Origin of the sequence: Campylobacter sp. 2018MI34, assembly GCF_016598975.1 — a bacterium.
Lineage (GTDB): Bacteria > Campylobacterota > Campylobacteria > Campylobacterales > Campylobacteraceae > Campylobacter_D.
In genome coordinates this window covers 1-17,351 of sequence record NZ_JAENKS010000027.1, presented here as the reverse complement: position 1 = coordinate 17,351, position 17,351 = coordinate 1, and the positions used below count along the sequence as shown (strand labels likewise).

21 protein-coding genes are annotated in these 17,351 nt (G+C 26.3%); 15 read left to right on the top strand and 6 right to left on the bottom strand.

Annotated elements, in window-relative coordinates:
• Positions 1 to 142: 142 nt before the first annotated feature.
• Complete coding sequence (gene acpS / locus JG676_RS06815; RefSeq protein WP_200217739.1) at positions 143 to 511, bottom strand: holo-ACP synthase; 369 nt, start codon at positions 509 to 511, stop codon at positions 143 to 145.
• Positions 508 to 1,047: a flagellar basal body-associated protein FliL gene (fliL, locus tag JG676_RS06810; protein ID WP_200170310.1), complete on the bottom strand. Its 540-nt coding sequence runs from the start codon at positions 1,045 to 1,047 to the stop codon at positions 508 to 510. The genes acpS and fliL overlap by 4 nt, the downstream gene beginning before the upstream one ends.
• 91 nt (positions 1,048 to 1,138) lie before the next feature.
• Here fliL and JG676_RS06805 point away from each other — a divergent pair, with 91 nt between their 5' ends.
• Both JG676_RS06805 and JG676_RS06800 read left to right on the top strand, forming a co-directional pair.
• Positions 1,139 to 2,509 carry a phosphomannomutase/phosphoglucomutase gene (locus JG676_RS06805; RefSeq protein ID WP_200217738.1) on the top strand — a complete coding sequence of 457 codons (1,371 nt, stop codon included), beginning with the start codon at positions 1,139 to 1,141 and terminating at the stop codon, positions 2,507 to 2,509.
• 40 nt (positions 2,510 to 2,549) lie between these two features.
• Positions 2,550 to 2,927, top strand: coding sequence for a DUF1090 family protein (locus JG676_RS06800; protein ID WP_200217737.1), 378 nt, complete (start codon positions 2,550 to 2,552; stop codon positions 2,925 to 2,927).
• Here the strand turns inward: JG676_RS06800 and rsfS are convergent.
• The gene (gene rsfS / locus JG676_RS06795; RefSeq protein ID WP_200170307.1) at positions 2,924 to 3,253 is read right to left on the bottom strand and encodes a ribosome silencing factor; all 330 of its coding nucleotides are present in this window, start codon (positions 3,251 to 3,253) and stop codon (positions 2,924 to 2,926) included. The two genes, JG676_RS06800 and rsfS, sit on opposite strands and share 4 nt — an antisense overlap.
• Before the next feature lie 18 nt (positions 3,254 to 3,271).
• Positions 3,272 to 3,832, bottom strand: a complete 561-nt coding sequence (gene nadD / locus JG676_RS06790) for a nicotinate (nicotinamide) nucleotide adenylyltransferase (RefSeq protein ID WP_200217736.1) — start codon at positions 3,830 to 3,832, stop codon at positions 3,272 to 3,274.
• A gap of 59 nt (positions 3,833 to 3,891) precedes the next feature.
• Between nadD and gap the strand changes: the two genes are divergently transcribed.
• Genes gap through JG676_RS06765 form a run of 5 tightly spaced genes read left to right on the top strand, consistent with a single transcriptional unit; the run spans position 3,892 to position 9,240 of the window.
• A complete protein-coding gene (gap, locus tag JG676_RS06785) occupies positions 3,892 to 4,887 on the top strand; it encodes a type I glyceraldehyde-3-phosphate dehydrogenase (protein ID WP_200170305.1) in 996 nt (331 codons plus the stop codon).
• 1 nt (position 4,888) lies between these two features.
• Entirely contained in the window at positions 4,889 to 6,091 is a 1,203-nt protein-coding gene (gene pgk / locus JG676_RS06780; protein WP_200170304.1) for a phosphoglycerate kinase, read from the top strand.
• The gene (locus tag JG676_RS06775) at positions 6,088 to 6,762 is read left to right on the top strand and encodes a triose-phosphate isomerase (protein WP_200217735.1); all 675 of its coding nucleotides are present in this window, start codon (positions 6,088 to 6,090) and stop codon (positions 6,760 to 6,762) included. Before pgk ends, JG676_RS06775 begins: the two co-directional genes overlap by 4 nt.
• Positions 6,762 to 7,577 (top strand): enoyl-ACP reductase FabI, encoded by an 816-nt coding sequence (gene fabI, locus JG676_RS06770; RefSeq protein ID WP_200217734.1) that lies wholly within the window; start codon positions 6,762 to 6,764, stop codon positions 7,575 to 7,577. Before JG676_RS06775 ends, fabI begins: the two co-directional genes overlap by 1 nt.
• 10 nt (positions 7,578 to 7,587) lie before the next feature.
• Positions 7,588 to 9,240, top strand: coding sequence for a hydrogenase small subunit (locus JG676_RS06765; RefSeq protein ID WP_200217741.1), 1,653 nt, complete (start codon positions 7,588 to 7,590; stop codon positions 9,238 to 9,240).
• A gap of 4 nt (positions 9,241 to 9,244) precedes the next feature.
• Here JG676_RS06765 and JG676_RS06760 read toward each other — a convergent pair whose 3' ends face one another.
• Positions 9,245 to 10,195: a phospholipase A gene (locus tag JG676_RS06760; protein WP_200217733.1), complete on the bottom strand. Its 951-nt coding sequence runs from the start codon at positions 10,193 to 10,195 to the stop codon at positions 9,245 to 9,247.
• On the bottom strand, positions 10,192 to 10,767 hold the full coding sequence (locus tag JG676_RS06755; RefSeq protein ID WP_200217732.1) for a molybdenum cofactor guanylyltransferase: 576 nt from the start codon (positions 10,765 to 10,767) through the stop codon (positions 10,192 to 10,194). Before JG676_RS06755 ends, JG676_RS06760 begins: the two co-directional genes overlap by 4 nt.
• A 64-nt stretch (positions 10,768 to 10,831) precedes the next feature.
• Here JG676_RS06755 and JG676_RS06750 point away from each other — a divergent pair, with 64 nt between their 5' ends.
• From JG676_RS06750 to JG676_RS06715, 8 genes are all read left to right on the top strand, one after another.
• Positions 10,832 to 12,139, top strand: a complete 1,308-nt coding sequence (locus JG676_RS06750; protein ID WP_200217731.1) for an NFACT RNA binding domain-containing protein — start codon at positions 10,832 to 10,834, stop codon at positions 12,137 to 12,139.
• A gap of 1 nt (position 12,140) precedes the next feature.
• Positions 12,141 to 12,482 carry a hypothetical protein gene (locus JG676_RS06745; protein ID WP_200217730.1) on the top strand — a complete coding sequence of 114 codons (342 nt, stop codon included), beginning with the start codon at positions 12,141 to 12,143 and terminating at the stop codon, positions 12,480 to 12,482.
• Positions 12,483 to 12,490: 8 nt separating this feature from the next.
• The gene (locus tag JG676_RS06740) at positions 12,491 to 13,219 is read left to right on the top strand and encodes a phosphatidate cytidylyltransferase (RefSeq protein WP_200217729.1); all 729 of its coding nucleotides are present in this window, start codon (positions 12,491 to 12,493) and stop codon (positions 13,217 to 13,219) included.
• Positions 13,216 to 14,283, top strand: coding sequence for a 1-deoxy-D-xylulose-5-phosphate reductoisomerase (gene dxr, locus JG676_RS06735; RefSeq protein ID WP_200217728.1), 1,068 nt, complete (start codon positions 13,216 to 13,218; stop codon positions 14,281 to 14,283). The genes JG676_RS06740 and dxr overlap by 4 nt, the downstream gene beginning before the upstream one ends.
• Before the next feature lie 10 nt (positions 14,284 to 14,293).
• Entirely contained in the window at positions 14,294 to 15,694 is a 1,401-nt protein-coding gene (locus JG676_RS06730) for a M99 family carboxypeptidase catalytic domain-containing protein (protein ID WP_200217727.1), read from the top strand.
• Positions 15,691 to 16,698: a tRNA (adenosine(37)-N6)-threonylcarbamoyltransferase complex transferase subunit TsaD gene (tsaD, locus tag JG676_RS06725; RefSeq protein ID WP_200217726.1), complete on the top strand. Its 1,008-nt coding sequence runs from the start codon at positions 15,691 to 15,693 to the stop codon at positions 16,696 to 16,698. The genes JG676_RS06730 and tsaD overlap by 4 nt, the downstream gene beginning before the upstream one ends.
• A 9-nt stretch (positions 16,699 to 16,707) precedes the next feature.
• On the top strand, positions 16,708 to 17,235 hold the full coding sequence (locus JG676_RS06720; protein ID WP_200217725.1) for a type II secretion system protein: 528 nt from the start codon (positions 16,708 to 16,710) through the stop codon (positions 17,233 to 17,235).
• A partial coding sequence (locus JG676_RS06715; protein WP_200217724.1) for a DUF2920 family protein occupies positions 17,225 to 17,351 on the top strand: 127 nt, incomplete at its 3' end. The genes JG676_RS06720 and JG676_RS06715, both read left to right, overlap by 11 nt.

Genomic DNA, 17,351 nt, shown 5'->3' with positions numbered 1-17,351 from the left:
GATATACCTAAATTTAATAGATTTAGCGTTATAAGTTCATTAAAATCTTTTTTTGTAAAAATATTAGGTATAATATTTTTTAAATCTTTATTTTTTATATCACTAGATAAAAATTCCAAAAGTTTAGGTAAAAATTTAGGTTTTAAAGAAGGCATTTAATTTCTTTTTTTAAAACAACAACAGCTATGGCAAAATTTCCATCATGAGATATACTAAGAGATTGAGAGCTAATATTAAAATTTTTTTGAATTTTTGATGAAAAATTAAGAATAGGTGCATTTTTTTTAGTTTTTGAAATTTGTATATCAAAAAAATCACACTCTAAAGAAATTCCTACACCAAGGGCTTTTGAAGCAGCTTCTTTGGCTGCCCAAAATCCTGCTAAAGTTTTTGAATTTTTGATTAATTTTTGTTCTTCTTGACTAAGAAATTTATCTAAAAAATTTTTGCCATATTTTTGATAAATTTTTTCTATTCTAGAAATACAAACAATATCGCAACCTACTTTCATGAGACTACAAAATCTGTGAAATAAACATTTTTTATAAATCCATCAGTAAGGATTTCGTTGATTTTTCCAGTAATTTCGTCCTTAAGTCTTTCTTTACCTTTAGCGGTACTTATTTCTTCAAAAGTTTTAGCTGTAAGTGTTCTTATGATAATGTCTCTAATTATTGCAACTTTTTTATCAAGTTCTGGCTTTAAAAGTTCGGAATTTTGCTCTAATTGTATTGTGCATTTTACATATCTTGAACCACTATCACTTAATAAATTTAAGGTAAAAGGATCAAGTGGATACATAGGACCTATATTAGCAAAATCACTCCCTCTTTGCTGATTAGAAGGTTTAGCTTTTGGTGTTTTATTTGCTACTACTTCTTCTTTTGGTGCTTCTTTAGCTGTGCTTTCATCCCCTGAAGAAGAGCTAATAAGCCAAGCAATAACTCCCATCATACCAAGAAGTAAAATAAATAGTAAAACAACAATAATAATAACTAATAATCCACCTTTTTTCTTTTTTCCTTCATTTTCTATTTCTTCATCCATCTTTTTTCCTTTTGATTTTTATAAATATTAATGTAAAATTGTAGCAAATTTTTTCTTTCTATACCAAATGTATAATTTATAAGGAGTTTTTGTGCTTGATGTTATTTTTAGAGAATATGATATTAGGGGAATTTATAATAAAGAATTAAATGAAAAAAGTGTTAAAGCTATAGGATACGCTTTGGGGCTTCTTATGCTTGAGAGATCTTGTAAAAATGTAAGTGTTGGCTATGATGCAAGATATAGTGCCAAAGAACTTTTTAATTATTTAGTAAGCGGTCTTAATAAAGCAGGAATAGAAGTTTATGATATAGGGCTTGTTCCAACGCCTTTGGGATATTTTAGCCTTTATGAGGGAATGAAATTTGATGCAAATATTATGATAACAGGTTCTCATAACCCAAAAGATTATAATGGTTTTAAAATAACTATTCATAAAGAAAGTTTTTTTGGTAAAGAACTTAAAGAATTTTCAAAAGAAGTTTATAAATATTTAGATGATGAGATAGAGGATAATTTTAAGGCCCAAAAATATGATATTTTAAGTATCTATATAGCTTATATGTGTGAGCATTTTAAAATGCTTAAAAATTTTTCTTATCCCTTTGTTGTAGATTGTGCCAATGGAGCTGCTGGAGTAGTTATTGAAACTTTGATTAAAGAGCTTCAATTAAAAGCACATATTTTATTCAAAGAACCTGATGGAAATTTTCCAAATCATTCTCCTGATCCAACTGAAATCAAAAATTTAAAGCCTTTACAAGAATTTTTAAGAGAAAATGAAAATTTTTATCTTGGATTTGCTTTTGATGGAGATGCAGATAGATTAGTGGTTTTAAGCCAAAATCATATTTTTTGTGGAGATGAGCTTTGCTATCTTTTTGCCAAAAATATCAACAACCCTAGAGTTTTAGGTGAGGTTAAATGCAGTAAAAATCTTTTTAATGAAGTTTCAAAGTTTGGGACTATATTTATGGGAAAAACAGGACATTCCAACATTAAACAAGCGATGAAAGAAAAAGATATCGATTTGGCCGCTGAAGTAAGTGGTCATATCTTTTTTAAAGACAGATATTTTGGTTATGATGATGGAATTTATGCCCTTTTTAGAACTTTAGAGCTCGTTTTTAAAGGTTATGATTTAGAAGCTATGATAAATTCTTTGCCTAAACTTTATGCAACACCAGAAATTAAAATTGCTATAGAAGAAAAAAATAAATTTATTTTAGTGGATGAATTTAAAAAAGCTATAGAAAAAGGGGCTTTAAAAGATGTTAAATCTTTATGCGAGATAGATGGGGTAAGGATAGATTTTGGATATGGTTGGGCATTGCTTCGTGCATCAAATACTAGTCCTTTTGTGATTATGCGTTTTGAAGCACAAAGTGAAGAAGAGGTAAAAAGACTTGAAGTTATAGTTACTTCATTATTTAATGACATTAACAAAAAATTTATTTTATAGGATTATAATTGTATATACTTTTAATTTTTAAGGGGTATCAATGAGAAAAGTTTTAGTATTTTTATTTGTTTTTTGCGGATTACTTTTTGCAAATGAGTGTGATAAAAAAATAGAACGTATTAATAAAGAAATTGCTTTTGCGAAAGCTAATGGAAATACCGGTAAAATTTCAAGACTTGAACTTGCTTTAAAAGAAGTTCAAAGCGATTGCATAAAAGATCCTTTATTTTATGATAAAAAATTAGAAGCTAAAAAGTTAAAAGAACAAGAAATAGAAAAAATAGAACAGCAATTAAAAGAATTAAATAATCAAAAAGATTATATGAGTAAAGCTGAATATAAAGCCAAAAAAAGAGCCTTAAAAGAGCAAAAAGATAAAATTAAAAAAGAAATTGAAAAATATATAGATAATCTTTAATTTAATTTTAATTTTTTAAGATTTTCTAAAAGCTCCTCTATATTATAAATTGCACGATATTGAGGGGTTAATAGATGAATTAAAATATCTCCTAAATCAATTACTGACCAATCTTCTGAACTCTCAATATGTAAAAATGTTTCGTTTTTTTCTTTAAGTTTGGTTTTTAATTCATCAATTAAAGATAAAGAATGTTTTTCTCCTAATGTTGAAGCAATGATTACATATTTAACAAAATAATCTTCTTCTTGCATATTAAAACTTTTGATTTCTTCTGCTTTTTTATCATCTAAAATTTTAATTATTTGTTCAATTCTTTTTTGCATTTTAATCCTTGTTTGATTTTACTTTTTAATTGTATCAATTTTTTGTAATTTTAAATAAAACTCTTTAACTTCTTCTTTAATTTCATCACAAACTTCTTCAACATTTAAAGTTGATCTTATAAATGTTGAAGAAATGTTTATTTGTGTATTTAAATTTTTAAATTCTTTTGGAATTTCTATATTATCTCTTTTAGCAATAACAAATTCTACTTTTTTACAGAGTTCTTGATAATTATGCCATAGATGAAGTGTTTTTAAATGATCAGCCCCTATAATAAAATAAAGCTTTTTGGGTTTATAAAGTTTTAAAATATGATTTACACTAATTATACTAGGAATTGGTTTTTTTTGATCAATTTCAAAACTAGAAATCTCAATTTTTTTTATAGGACCCCAAATTTTTTTTATCCATAAAAGTCTTTGTTTTTCATCAGCTAAAAACTTATCTTTAAAAGGGCTAATAAAAGTAGGCATAATAATAAGTTTGTCAATATCTAAATTTTTTAAAGAATGTATTATAACAGCATTATGTCCTTTATGAGGAGGATCAAAGCTTCCGCCAAAAACTGCAATTTTCATTAAAATTTTAACCTTTTTTTTGTAAAATATTAGCATTTTATTTTGCAAAAGGAAATTAAATGGCTATAAAAGTTGCTATAAATGGTTTTGGACGTATTGGAAGATGTGTGGCAAGAATTATTTGCGAAAGAGATGATGTCGAACTTGTTGCAATTAACGATACAACAGATATTGAACTTATAAAATATCTTTTTAAATATGACACTGTTCATGGTTTATTTAAAGGTGATGTAAATAGCGATGATGAACATTTAATCATTAATGATAAAAAAATTAAAGTATTTAAAAGTCGCAATATTAAAGAACTTGATTTTGCAAAATATGGAGCAGAAGTTGTTTTAGAATGTACTGGAGTTCATTTGCATAAAGAAAAATGTGAAGAATTTTTAAATCAAGGTATTAAAAAAGTGATTATGAGTGCTCCAGCAAAAGATAATACACCAACTTATGTTTTAGGAGTAAATTCTAATTCTTATAAGAATGAAAAAATTATTTCTAATGCGAGTTGTACTACAAATTGTTTAGGTCCTATTTGTCGTGTTTTAGAGGATAATTTTGGTATAAAAAAAGGATTAATGAGTACAATTCATGCTTATACAAATGGACAAAGTTTAATTGATGCTAAGACTAATGATAAAAGACGTAGTAGAGCGGCTGCGCAAAATATTATACCAACATCTACAGGTGCTGCTAAAGCTATGAAACTTGTAATGCCAGAACTTGATGGAAAATTACACGGTCAAAGTATGCGAGTTCCAGTAGCTGATGTTTCAAGTGTTGATTTAACAGTTTTGCTTGCAAGAAAAGTTAGCAAAGATGAAATAAATAATGCTTTTAGAGAAGCTGCAAAAACATCTTTAAAGGGTATTTTGTGTGTTGATGATGAGCAAAGGGTTTCAAGCGATTTTATCACTTCATCTTATGGAGCTATTGTTGCAAGTGATTTAACACAAGTTATTGATGATGATTTGGCTAAGATTATAGCTTGGTATGATAATGAATGGGGATATTCCTCACGTTTAGTTGATATGGCTGTTTTTACAATGAAGGCTTAAGATGGATAATATTATTTCTATAAAAGATATCGATTTAAATCAAAAAAAAGTTTTTATAAGATGTGATTTTAATGTGCCTCAAGATGATTTTTTAAATATTACAGATGATAGACGTATTCGATCAGCTATTCCTACTATAAGATATTGCTTAGATAATAAATGTAGTATTATTTTAGCTTCACATTTAGGACGTCCTACAGAAATTAATTCAAAATATTCTTTAGAGCCTGTTGCTAAAAGATTATCAAATCTAATAAATAAAGAAATTCTACTTGCTAAAGATATCATTGGAGAAGATGCAAAAAAAAAGGCTAGCGAATTAAAATCTGGCGAAATTTTAATGCTTGAAAATTTACGTTTTGAAAAAGGTGAAACTAAAAATGATGAAAATTTAGCTAAAGAACTTGCATCTATGGCACAAGTTTATATCAATGATGCTTTTGGGGTTTGTCATAGATCACATGCAAGCGTTGAAGCAATTACAAGATTTTTTGATGATAAAACTAAGTGTGCTGGTTTTTTACTTCAAAAAGAAATTAATTTTGCAAGCAATCTTATAAAACATCCAACCCGACCTTTTGTAGCTGTTGTTGGTGGTTCAAAAGTTAGTGGAAAACTTCAAGCTTTAACAAATTTATTGCCAAAAGTTGATAAACTCATTATAGGTGGAGGAATGGCCTTTACCTTTCTTAAAGCTCAAGGTTTTAATATAGGAAATTCTCTCTTAGAAGAGGAACTTATAGACGAAGCACAAAAAATTCTTCAAAAAGGAAAAGAATTAGGAGTTAAAATTTATTTACCAGTAGATGTAGTTGCAGCTCCTTCTTGTAGTGCTGATGCAGTGATGAAATTTACTCCAGCACAAGAAATTCCATCTAATTGGATGGGACTTGATATTGGTCCTGCAAGTGTGCGTCTTTTTAAAGAAGTTATAGCAGATGCTCAAACTATTTGGTGGAATGGTCCTATGGGTGTATTTGAAATTGATAAATTTAGCAAAGGTAGTATAAAAATGAGCCATTATATTAGCGAGAGTCACGCAACTACTGTTATAGGTGGTGGTGATACTGCAGATGTTGTGGCACGTGCTGGTGATGCAGATGAGGTTACTTTTATATCAACCGGAGGGGGAGCTTCTTTAGAACTTATAGAGGGAAAAGAATTGCCAGGAATTAAACCTTTGAGAGTAAAGGTTTATGAATGATTTTTGCTGCAAATTTAAAATGTAATCATACAAGATCTAGTTTTAAACTTTATGCTGATCAATTAAATCATTTATCTTTAAATGCAAAGAATGAAATTATCGTTTTTCCTCCTAGTATAGCTTTTTTAGAACAAGAATTGAATTTTATTCAAGGAGCACAAAATTTTTATCCTTGTGTAAATGGAGCTTATACAGGTGAAATAGGAAAAGAACATTTAGATGAATTTGGTATAAAATGTGTTTTAATCGGGCATTCTGAAAGAAGAAAATTTGAAAATGATAATTTAATTAAAGAAAAATTTGATTTTGCAAAAAAATATGGATTTAAAATTATTTTTTGTATTGGCGAAGATCTTCAAACTAAAAAAGAAAATAAAACAAATGAATTTTTACATAATCAATTAAAAAATATTGATTTGAATTATAATGAGTTAATCATTGCTTATGAGCCTATTTATTCTATTGGAAGTGGTATTAGTGCAGATTTAAAAGATATAGAAAATGTATTAAGTTTTTTAAACTCTTTGGGTAGGGTTAAATTACTATATGGTGGCAGTGTCAATGAAAATAATATTAATCAAATTTTAAATATCAATCATTGTGATGGAGTTTTAATTGGAACAGCTGCTTTAAAAATAGAAAATTTTATCAAACTAATAAAGGATAATTAATGCTAATGAAAGGTAAAAAAGGGTTAATAGTAGGTATTGCTAATAATAAATCTATCGCTTATGGTATTGCAAAAGCTTGTGTAAGAGAAGGAGCTACATTAGCTTTTACTTTTTTAAATGATGCTTTAAAAAAAAGAGTTGAACCTATAGCACAAGAGTTTAACTCTAATTTTATATATGAACTAGATATTAATAAAGAAGAGCATTTGACTAATTTGTCACTTAATCTTAAAAAAGATTTAAAAGATATAGACTTTATTGTTCATGCTGTAGCTTTTGCTCCAAAAGAAGCATTGGAAAATTCCTTTTTAGAAACTTCAAAAGAAGCTTTTGATATTGCTATGCAAACTTCTGTTTATTCTTTGCTTTCTTTAACTAAAACTTTATTACCTCTTTTAAATGAAAAAGGATCGATTTTAACTTTAAGTTATTTGGGTGGGGTAAGGTATGTACCTCATTATAATGTAATGGGTGTTGCAAAAGCCGCTCTTGAAAGTTCTGTGAGATATTTAGCAAGAGATTTAGGACAAAGAAAAATACGTATTAATGCTATTTCTGCTGGTCCTATTAAAACTTTAGCAGCAAGTGGTATAGGTGATTTTAGAATGATATTAAAATACAATGAAATTAATGCACCACTTAAACGAAACATTACTATAGATGAAGTTGGAAATTCTGCACTTTATTTACTTAGTGATTTAGCAAGTGGAGTAACAGGAGAAATTCATTACGTAGATGCAGGTTTTAATATTATGGGTATGAGTGATATTGAAATTGATGAAAATGGTTATACAAAAATATGTGGAAGTGATTAATTGATAGGAAATTAATATGGCAAATAATGATGAGTTAAAAATTATACTTGAAAATCAAATTGAAAAATTATTAAATTCTAATTATAAAGAAGAAAAGAATATTAACGAAGAAAGCCTTAAAAGCGTTATGAAGCATTTGGGTTTAAGTAATGATTTAGTTCCTTTGGCTAAAAAAACTTTTGAATTAGCTCCAAAAACTAAAGTTCTTTGGCTCCATCTTTGTGAATGTACAGGTTGTTCTGAGAGTTTGTTAAGAAGCGCAAATCCTAGTTTTGACGAATTAATTTTTGATTTTATTTCTTTAGACTATCATGAAACTTTAATGGTTGCTAATGGAAGTAAGGCTGAGGAATTATTAGAAGAACTTTTAGAAGAAGAATTTATTTTAGCTGTAGAAGGTGCAGTAGCTGCGATTGATACTTTTTTCTTAACTATAGGTGCACACGCAGAAAGCGGTTATGAAATTTTAGAAAAAGTTGCTAAAAAAGCTAAAGCAATTTTTGCTATAGGTACTTGCTCTTCTTTTGGAGGAATTCAAGCTGCCTATCCCAATCCATCAAAAACTTGTGGAATTTCTGAAGTTTTAACTCAAAAAGTTGTTAATATTCCGGGTTGTCCCCCAAGTGATATTAATATAGTAGCAAATTTAATATTTTTTTCACTTTTTAAAATTTTGCCAGAACTTGATAGTCAAAATCGTCCTTTATGGGCATATGGAAAATGTTTGCATGATTTATGTGAGAGAAAAGCTAAATTTGAAAGCGGAGAATTTGCTGAAAATTTTGATGATGAAGCAGCCAAAAATGGTGCTTGCTTATTTAAGATAGGTTGTAAAGGTCCTTATACTTATAATAATTGTCCAAAAGTTAAATTTAATGCTAAAACCTCGTGGCCAGTTGCGTCAGGACATGGATGTATAGCTTGTAGTGAAAAAGATTTTTGGGATGATTTTGGTTTTCTTGAAAAACCTATGGCAAATGCATTTGCTTATGCAAAATTCTCACAAAAAAATGAAAATAAAATTCTTGAAAATTACAATCTTAAATATGAAGATTTAAAAAATACAATTAAAGACGATGAAATCGTACTTTATTTAAAAGGAAATAGTGAAATTTTATATAAAGATGAAAATCAAAATATCTGTAATTTTTTAAATCTTGAATTTGAAAGTAATCTTAAGATAATTTTAAATAATATTTCCAAAAATAAACTTGGAGCTAAACTTGTAGAAAATTATTCAAAACAATTTTTATCACAATATAATTTTATACAAGAAAATTTTGATGAAGTATCTATACTCTCAAAAGATATTTGGAAACTTTTTGAACTTAACTTTATCCTAGCAAAGGGAAAATTTCTAGAAGATAAAAAAGAATTTGTAAATTATGCTTTAAATTATCATTTTAAACATCCAAGCCCTTATGATTTTAAACTTTCCTTTAGTGAAAGAGAGGCAAAACTTGATGCAAACAAATCTTTACGTATGCCTTTGATTTATCTTTGCGGGGGGCTTGATTTTGAAGGTATTGCTTTTAGTTGTTTAAAAGCTTTTGGAAAAAGTATTAGCAAGATAAATGAAAATTTTAAAGATAAAAGATTAGTTTTAAGTATTGATGAAGAATTAAATTCAGCCTTTTTACAAGAGCTTTTAGCTCATTCTTGATTTCTTAATAAGAAATCAAGAAACCACTTGATAATCTTTGTACTTTTTTATTAAAGTCAATCAAACTTTCTCCATATCCATTAAAATATTGCAAATACCAATATACTCCATTGTTAAATAAATCATAACCTAGATCAATTTGCAAAGCCCCTTTATTATTTGAAAATTTAAGATTATTTCTAATGAGCGTATTTACAAAAAATTTTTTATCAAAATAAGTTAAATTAATATCAAAATTTCCCATATAATGTATTATTGCTGGATTATCATCATTATTTTTGCTTTCTGGAATTCTATACCAGATACGAGGAGTAAATAAAAAATTATCATATAAAAAAGAGCTGCTAAGATAAATTCTATTCCATGATCTTGATTTTAAATTTTCATCTCCTTGTCCATTAGATTCGTGTAATAAACCTAAACGTAAATTTTTAAATATTTCATTATTTTGTGGAAAGTCTATAAAAAATTCAGGCTGATAATTTGTTTCTCTAAAAGGAGAGGAATGATTATAAAGTTGCCACCAAGAAGTTTGGGTATAAGCAATATAATATTTTTCATTTAAGCCAAGTAAATTTTCAAATAAACGCTTTTTTATACTAATTTGAAATTTTGCTTCCATTTTGTTATAGTCTTGATTAGTAGATGCAAAATTATATGCTAAAGGCAAAAAATAATTCATTTTATAGGTTTTTATCCCAAAAGAATTAAATTTTCCCATCTCAATATAATTTGTTAATATGTTAGTTTGAGAGCTTCGTTTAGTTAAATTAGAGTCATTTTTTACTAAAGTTGTATTTGTATCTATACTTAAATTCTGTTCTTTTAGGGCTAGTTTTTTATAAATTTGCATAGCCTCTTTAAAATTACCTTTTTGTTCATACTCTAAAGCTTTTTGTAGATCATTAGCGTATAATAAAATGCTAAATATTATAAGTAAAAAAAATTTATTCATTCTAATCTTCTTTGAAAAGTTTCGTATTCTTGATAAAAATTTAAATTGATGAAAGCATCTTCATTATCGAAATATACTTTTTTAACTTTAACCATGTCAAATAAAATTCCAATTTTATGTTCATTTTTTTCTAATAATTCTTTGCAAAGCGGGGTTAAAGAACTATGATAAAAACCGCACAAAGAATGATTATATTTTTTAGTTTTAGCAATAACAATTTTATAATCTTGTTTTAAAAATTGAACTAAATCATAAATTTCTTTAAAGCTGATATTTGGCATATCAACGCTAATTATAAAAACAAAATTATTTTTATAATTTTTTAGTATGGAGTAAAGAGCCAACATTGGAGAATATTTATTGAAATTTATATCATCTAATATTAATTTAAAAGTACCTTGAAATTTATCATTTTTAGCACTGATAAAAACTTCTTTAAAAATAGTAGAAAATTTTTCAAATTGAAATTGTGTAAGAGTTTTAGAATTTAACATTAAAAGACTTTTATCCTGTCCCATACGGCTTGATTTTCCCCCGCATAAAATAATACAATCAAAATTGAGTTTTTTCACTAAGCACCTTTAAATTTGCATAAGATTTTATCATAAATTTGTAAAAGTATCTTATAATTAAAGTATGAAATACAATGAACTTTTACAAATTAAAAATTTTTTTATCAATTTTAAAAAAATTGATTTTATAAAACGTATTGATGATAATATCTTAGAATTAAGTTTAGATAGACAAAAATTTATTATAGACTTAAATAGATCTTTAAGTGCTATTTATCAAGCTAAAATTACCATTAAAAATTATAACGCTCCTTTTGATTTTATGCTTAAAAAGTACTTTAATAATGCTTATATTAAAAATATAGAAGTTTTAAATAATAATCGTGTTTTATGTTTTTATACTGAAAATCAAAAAGCTTATAAAAATTACAAAAATAAAATTTATTTTGAATTTACAGGTAGAAATACTAATGCTATTATTACAGATTATGATAATGTAATTATAGAAGCTTTAAGACATATTGATAAAAGTTTTCGTCCTATAAAACCTAGTTTAAAATTAGAAATTTTAAAACCTTATGAAATTAAAGAAGAATATAAAGAAATCAAAGATTTTCAAAAATATTTTAAAGAACAATTTCAAAATTTATATCAAAAAAGATTAGAAGAAAGCAAAAGTATCAAGCTTAATACTCTTAATAAAAAAATTCAAAAAATAAAAGAATATATATTTTCTTTAGAAAAGGAAGATGATTTATTAAAAGAAGCTAAGAATCTTAGTTTTAAAGCCGATGTTTTATTTGCAAATTTAAATAACTTAAAAGAATATGAAAGGAAATTTGAGCTTAAAGATTTTTATGGACAAACTATACTTTTTAACTTAGAATATAATCCAAAACAAAGTGCAAATATTTTTTATAAAAAATCAAAAAAACTTAAACAAAGAGCTAAAAATATAAGTATTGAAAGAAATAATCTTTTAGAAAAAATTGATTTTTATGAAAAGCTTTATAAACTTTTGCATAATGCTAAAGATCTTTTTGAATTAGAACTTTTACTTCCCAAAAAAAAATTAATTGAAAATAAGAAAATACAAAAAGACTCTAATATTATTGATTTTTACTTTAATGAATTTAAAATTAGCGTAGGAAAAAATGAAAAAGGTAATGAATTTTTACTTAAAAATTCAAAAAAAGAAGATTTATGGTTTCATATTAAAGATTTTTCCAGTGCTCATGTTTTTATTACTTCAAATAAACAAAAAATAAACGAAGAAGTGATAGAATTTGCAGCAAAACTTTGTATTAATTTTTCTAATTTAAAGCCCGGCAGTTATTTAGTCGATTATACAAAAAGAAATTTTGTTAAAATTAAAGAAAAAGCTCTTGTAAATTATACTAATTTTAAGAGTATGAAATTAATAAAGGAGTAAAATGCCAGTCTCTCCTATAGGAAATATGAATTTTATTAATCAAAATATGGCTTATCCAGCAACTCAAACAAGCAATGAGTTAGCTAAAGAAGGTTTTGCATCTATTGCAAATATGAATGAATTTATAGATAAAGAAAAAACGATTGATAAACTCGAAAAAGTAAATGAAACAAAAGAAATTAATCAAGAAGTTAAAGAACGCTCTCAAGAAGAAAAAGAAAAAAAGAAAAAAAAATTTAAAGATAATCAAGATGAAGAAGAAGATGATAGCGAAGAATATGAAGAAAATCAAAGTAAAGAAGAGCAACAAAAAAATATCCACCATTTAGATATGAGTATTTAAGGAAAAAAATGTTTGATAAAACAAGAATTATTTCAGCTTTTATAATGATTATAGCAATAGCGATTATTGTTTTAATTAATCAATTTATTATAAATTTTATTGTTTTTGGGGCTTTGTTATATTTTGCATTTGATGAGGCAAAAAATCTTTTTAAACTTGAAAATGCTTCAATAATTCCAGTTTTTATTACTTTTATTGTAGGAAGTTTGACAAAAGAAGCTTTATTATTTGGGATTTTAGCTTTTTTGTTAATTGTTGGATATTTAGTATATAAAAAGGCTGATAATTTAAAATTGTCTTTTATTTACCTTTATCCTACTTTGCCTGTTTTGGCACTTTGGCAAGTGTATTTAAGTTTTGGAATGTTTGCTTTGTGTTGGCTTATTTTAATCGTTGCAAGTTGTGATAGTATGGCGTATTTTGTTGGAAAACTTATAGGAAAAACGCCTTTTTCACCAACAAGTCCAAAAAAAACTTTAGAAGGTGTTATAGGAGGGATTATTTTTGGTACTCTTATAGGGTTTTTAATGGGAGTTTTTGTTTATGATTTTTGGTTAAGCTTAATTTGTTCTTTTTTTGCTTCAATTTTTGCCGTAATTGGGGACTTAATTGAAAGTTATTTTAAAAGAGAAGCAGGTGTAAAAGATAGTGGAGATTTAATTCCAGGTCATGGGGGAATTTTAGATAGAATCGATGCTATAATCATTGCTTCTTTTGTAATGGTTGTTCTTTTATGATACTTTTTGGTAGTACAGGAAGCATAGGGGTAAATACTTTAAAACTAGCCAAACGCTATAAAATTCCTATTTCAGCTTTAGCTTGTGGGGATAATATTAAGTTGTTAAATGAGCAAATTGCTGAATTTAAGCCTAAATTTGTTTGCATTAAAGATTCAAAAAATAAATCTTATGTCAATCATAAAAATGTTTTTAGCGCTCAAGAGGGTTTGGAAAAAATTCTTTCTGAATGCGAAGATAAATTATTTGTTAATGCTATTGTAGGTTTTGATGGTTTAAGAAGCTCTTTAAAAGCAAAAGAGCTTGGAAAAGAGATTGCTCTAGCTAATAAAGAAAGTTTAGTGATAGCGGGAGAATTTTTAAAAGGAGCTAAGATTAGACCTATTGATAGCGAACATTGCGCTTTAAATTTTTTAATAAAAAATCAAAAAAATATCAATAAACTTTTTATTACGGCTAGTGGGGGAGCATTTTGGAGAATTAAAATTAAAGATTTAGCTAAAATGCAAGCTAAAGATGCTCTAAAGCATCCAAATTGGAGTATGGGAAAAAAAATTACTATTGATAGTGCTACGATGATAAATAAACTTTTTGAGATTATAGAAGCTTATTATTTATTTAATACTAAAAATATTGATGCACTTATAGAGCCAAAGTCTTTAATCCATGCTATGTGTGAATTTAAAGATGGTACTAGCACAGCATATTTTTCTTATGCTGATATGAAATTAGCCATTTCTCAAGCTATTTTTAAAAACAATCAATATAAAATATTAAAAGCTTTAGATTTTACTAAATTACCAAGTTTAAAATTTTATAAAATAAATATTAAAAAATATCCTGTTTTTGCATTAAAAGATGAGTTCTTAAATCATCCACAAATCGGAGTTTTGATTAATCGAGCTAATGAAATTATGGTAAAAAAATTCTTAAATCAAGAATGCAATTTTTTAGATATTTCAAAAAATATTTTTAAAGTTTTAAATCATTTTGGCTATCCAAAAATTTCAAGTATCGATGAGGTATTTGAATATGATGAGAAAGTAAAACATTATTTGAAATAATGAGGCAAAAATGAAATATTTATCAATTTTTTTTATTTTTTTAACACAAATTTTTGCTTATAATCTTGAATTTAGTGTGGGAGAAAATGGTAAAAGTTTAGATGATAATAATACGGTTTTAATTTTTGGTGGTATTCAAGGAGATGAGCCAGGGGGATTTCATGCAGCAAGTTTATTATTGAGTGATTATAATATTACAAAGGGTAAAATTATAGTTGCTCCTAATCTTGCTTTTGATAGTATTATTAAAAGAAGTAGGGGCGCTAATGGAGATTTAAATAGAAAATTTGCTAATATTAGCCCAAATGACCCTGATTTTAATACTATTAAACGTATTAAAGAACTGATTTTAAAACCTGAAGTAGGTATGGTAATTAATTTACATGATGGTTGGGGTTTTTATCATCCAACTTATATAAATTCTTTAAAAAATCCTAATCGCTGGGGGAATTCAAGTGTGATTGATACTAGCGAAATTAATGCAAGCAAATATAATGATCTTGAAAATATAGCTACTCAAACTATCAATCAAGTTAATTCTTATTTGATTGATCCAAAGCACGAATATTTTTTAAAAAATACCAAAACTAAAGAATCTGGCGATACTCAAATGCTAAAAGCTTTAACATATTTTGTTATATCCCATCATAAAGCTGCATTTGCTAATGAAGCAAGTAAAAATTTAGCAGTCCATTTAAGAGCATATTATCATCTTTTGGCTATAGAAAATTATTTAAAAACAGCAGGAATTGAATTTAGTAGAAATTTTGAATTAACCCCGCAAGGTGTTTATGAAGCAATTAATAAAGAAATTGAAGTCAAACTTTTTAATGATAAAATTTTATTATGGCTTAAAAATCCTAGAAAAGCAATTAAATTTTTACCTTTTCCAGTTAATAAGGATTTAACATACAATACTAGCAATGAACTAACAGCAGTTATTGCTGAAAATAATTCATTTTTTATTCAATATGGAAATAGATTTCAAACAAGAATTTATCCAGAATATTTCGAATTTAGTGATGCTTTTAATAAAATAGAAATCATTGTTGATCAAAATAAAACTCAAACATATTCTTTTGGTGAGAAAATAAAAATAAAGGATAATTTTTTAATACCAAAAATGCAAAATGTTCGCGTAAATGTAATAGGATTTGATCATTCAAAAGATGAAAGCGATATAGCCATTCATAAAAAAAATATGCAAAAAGAATATTCTTTAGATAGGGATGGAAAAATTTATCGTGTTGAATTTTATGAATTAAGAGGAGCTAATTTGCAAGAACAATTTTTAAGGCAAGATGAAAAAGATAAGCTCATTAAAAATGCTAAAATTCTAAATACGCAAATTTTAAAAGCAGCAAGTAAAAAAGATAAATTTTTAGGTTCTGTTTTGGTGGAGTTTGAATGAAAAATCTTATTTTAGCTATAGAAAGTTCTTGTGATGATAGTTCTATAGCAATTATAAATAAAGATACTTTTGAATGTGTTTTTCATAAGAAAATTTCCCAAGAAGAAGAACATTGTAAATATGGCGGAGTAGTTCCAGAGCTTGCCGCAAGGCTTCATAATGCAGCTTTACCAAATATCTTAGAGCAATGCAAAAATTATTTTGATAAACTTTGCGCCATAGCTGTAACCAATGAACCTGGACTTAGTGTAAGTTTAATAAATGGCATTACTATGGCAAAAACTCTATCTTTAAGTTTAGATCTTCCTTTAATCGCAATCAATCATTTAAAAGGACATATTTATTCTTTATTTTTAAAACAAGAACTTTTGCTTGATATGGGCATTTTACTTGTAAGTGGTGGTCATACTATGGTAATAAAGCTTGATAAAGATAAAAATTTAAATATCATAGCAAGGACTTGTGATGATAGCTTTGGAGAAAGTTTTGATAAGGTAGCTAAGATGATGAATTTACCTTATCCTGGTGGAGTTGAAATTGAAAATTTAGCTAAAAAAGCAGTTTGTAAAAATTTAAGTTTTTCTGTACCTATGTTGCATTCAAAGGAACTGAACTATAGTTTTTCAGGACTTAAAAATCAAGCAAGACTTGAGATATTAAAATATAAAAATTTAGATGAAAGTATAAAAGCTGAGATTGCTTATGCTTTTGAAAATGCTGCTTGTTTGCATATATTAGATAAATTAGAAAAGATTTTTAAAAAATATTCTTTTAAGTTTTTTGGCATTGTTGGAGGTGCTAGTGCAAATTTGAATTTGCGCTATAGAGTGGAAAGTTTATGTAAAAAATATAATACTAAATTATATCTTGCCCCTCTTGCTTATTGTTCTGATAATGCTTTAATGATAGCAAGAGCAGCTATAGATGCTTATAAAAATAAAGATTTTGTAAATATTGAACAAGAAATTTTAAGCCCAAAATCGCTTAATTTTTCAAAAATTTAAGGAAATAAAATGAAAAAAGCTTTTACTATTTTAGAGCTTATTTTTGTAATTATTATTTTAGGAGTTTTAGCTACTATTGCTTTGCCAAAACTAAATATTAGCAAAGATGAAGCAGAGCTTAGTAAATCATTAAATAATCTTAAAATTTTAATTAATGATTTAAGTATTTATGCTTTAAAAAATGATAAGCTTTCTACTCTTAGAGCTATGAGCAATGTTAAAGAAGTTCAAAATATAGATTTAAGTCAGATTAGCGGAACTAAGGAGGCCTTTTTTAAAGTTGGAAATGATGAAAAATGTATTAAACTCATTTTTATCGATAAGCCAAATTTCACTTTAATGGGAATTGCAAGCAATGAAACTATAAAAAATCTTATAGAAAATGTAGCCAATACTTCTTCTTTAGAAGTCTTGGAAAATGCAGATTTTACTTCAAATTCTAAAGATAAAGCTTGTATAAGTTTAAGTAAAAATGAAAATTTTAAAAATATTGCTAGTAAAGTTTATGTTTTATTAGGAGAAATGAATGTTAATTAACAAATCCTATAAAATTAATTCTTGTGATGATGTTGAACTTAATATAAAAAGAGAAAGTAAGCTTGAGTATAGACTTACTTTTGATGATAGTAAAGATATAAAAGCTATAGTTTTTA

Bases quoted from the DNA above. Each gene is read 5' to 3' on its own strand.
- acpS (WP_200217739.1), bottom strand. From the start codon at position 511: ATGAAAGTAGGTTGCGATATTGTTTGTATTTCTAGAATAGAAAAAATT.
- fliL (WP_200170310.1), bottom strand. From the start codon at position 1,047: ATGGATGAAGAAATAGAAAATGAAGGAAAAAAGAAAAAAGGTGGATTA.
- JG676_RS06800 (WP_200217737.1), top strand. From the start codon at position 2,550: ATGAGAAAAGTTTTAGTATTTTTATTTGTTTTTTGCGGATTACTTTTT.
- rsfS (WP_200170307.1), bottom strand. From the start codon at position 3,253: ATGCAAAAAAGAATTGAACAAATAATTAAAATTTTAGATGATAAAAAA.
- nadD (WP_200217736.1), bottom strand. From the start codon at position 3,832: ATGAAAATTGCAGTTTTTGGCGGAAGCTTTGATCCTCCTCATAAAGGA.
- gap (WP_200170305.1), top strand. From the start codon at position 3,892: ATGGCTATAAAAGTTGCTATAAATGGTTTTGGACGTATTGGAAGATGT.
- pgk (WP_200170304.1), top strand. From the start codon at position 4,889: ATGGATAATATTATTTCTATAAAAGATATCGATTTAAATCAAAAAAAA.
- JG676_RS06775 (WP_200217735.1), top strand. From the start codon at position 6,088: ATGATTTTTGCTGCAAATTTAAAATGTAATCATACAAGATCTAGTTTT.
- fabI (WP_200217734.1), top strand. From the start codon at position 6,762: ATGCTAATGAAAGGTAAAAAAGGGTTAATAGTAGGTATTGCTAATAAT.
- JG676_RS06760 (WP_200217733.1), bottom strand. From the start codon at position 10,195: ATGAATAAATTTTTTTTACTTATAATATTTAGCATTTTATTATACGCT.
- JG676_RS06750 (WP_200217731.1), top strand. From the start codon at position 10,832: ATGAAATACAATGAACTTTTACAAATTAAAAATTTTTTTATCAATTTT.
- JG676_RS06745 (WP_200217730.1), top strand. From the start codon at position 12,141: ATGCCAGTCTCTCCTATAGGAAATATGAATTTTATTAATCAAAATATG.
- JG676_RS06740 (WP_200217729.1), top strand. From the start codon at position 12,491: ATGTTTGATAAAACAAGAATTATTTCAGCTTTTATAATGATTATAGCA.
- dxr (WP_200217728.1), top strand. From the start codon at position 13,216: ATGATACTTTTTGGTAGTACAGGAAGCATAGGGGTAAATACTTTAAAA.
- JG676_RS06730 (WP_200217727.1), top strand. From the start codon at position 14,294: ATGAAATATTTATCAATTTTTTTTATTTTTTTAACACAAATTTTTGCT.
- tsaD (WP_200217726.1), top strand. From the start codon at position 15,691: ATGAAAAATCTTATTTTAGCTATAGAAAGTTCTTGTGATGATAGTTCT.
- JG676_RS06720 (WP_200217725.1), top strand. From the start codon at position 16,708: ATGAAAAAAGCTTTTACTATTTTAGAGCTTATTTTTGTAATTATTATT.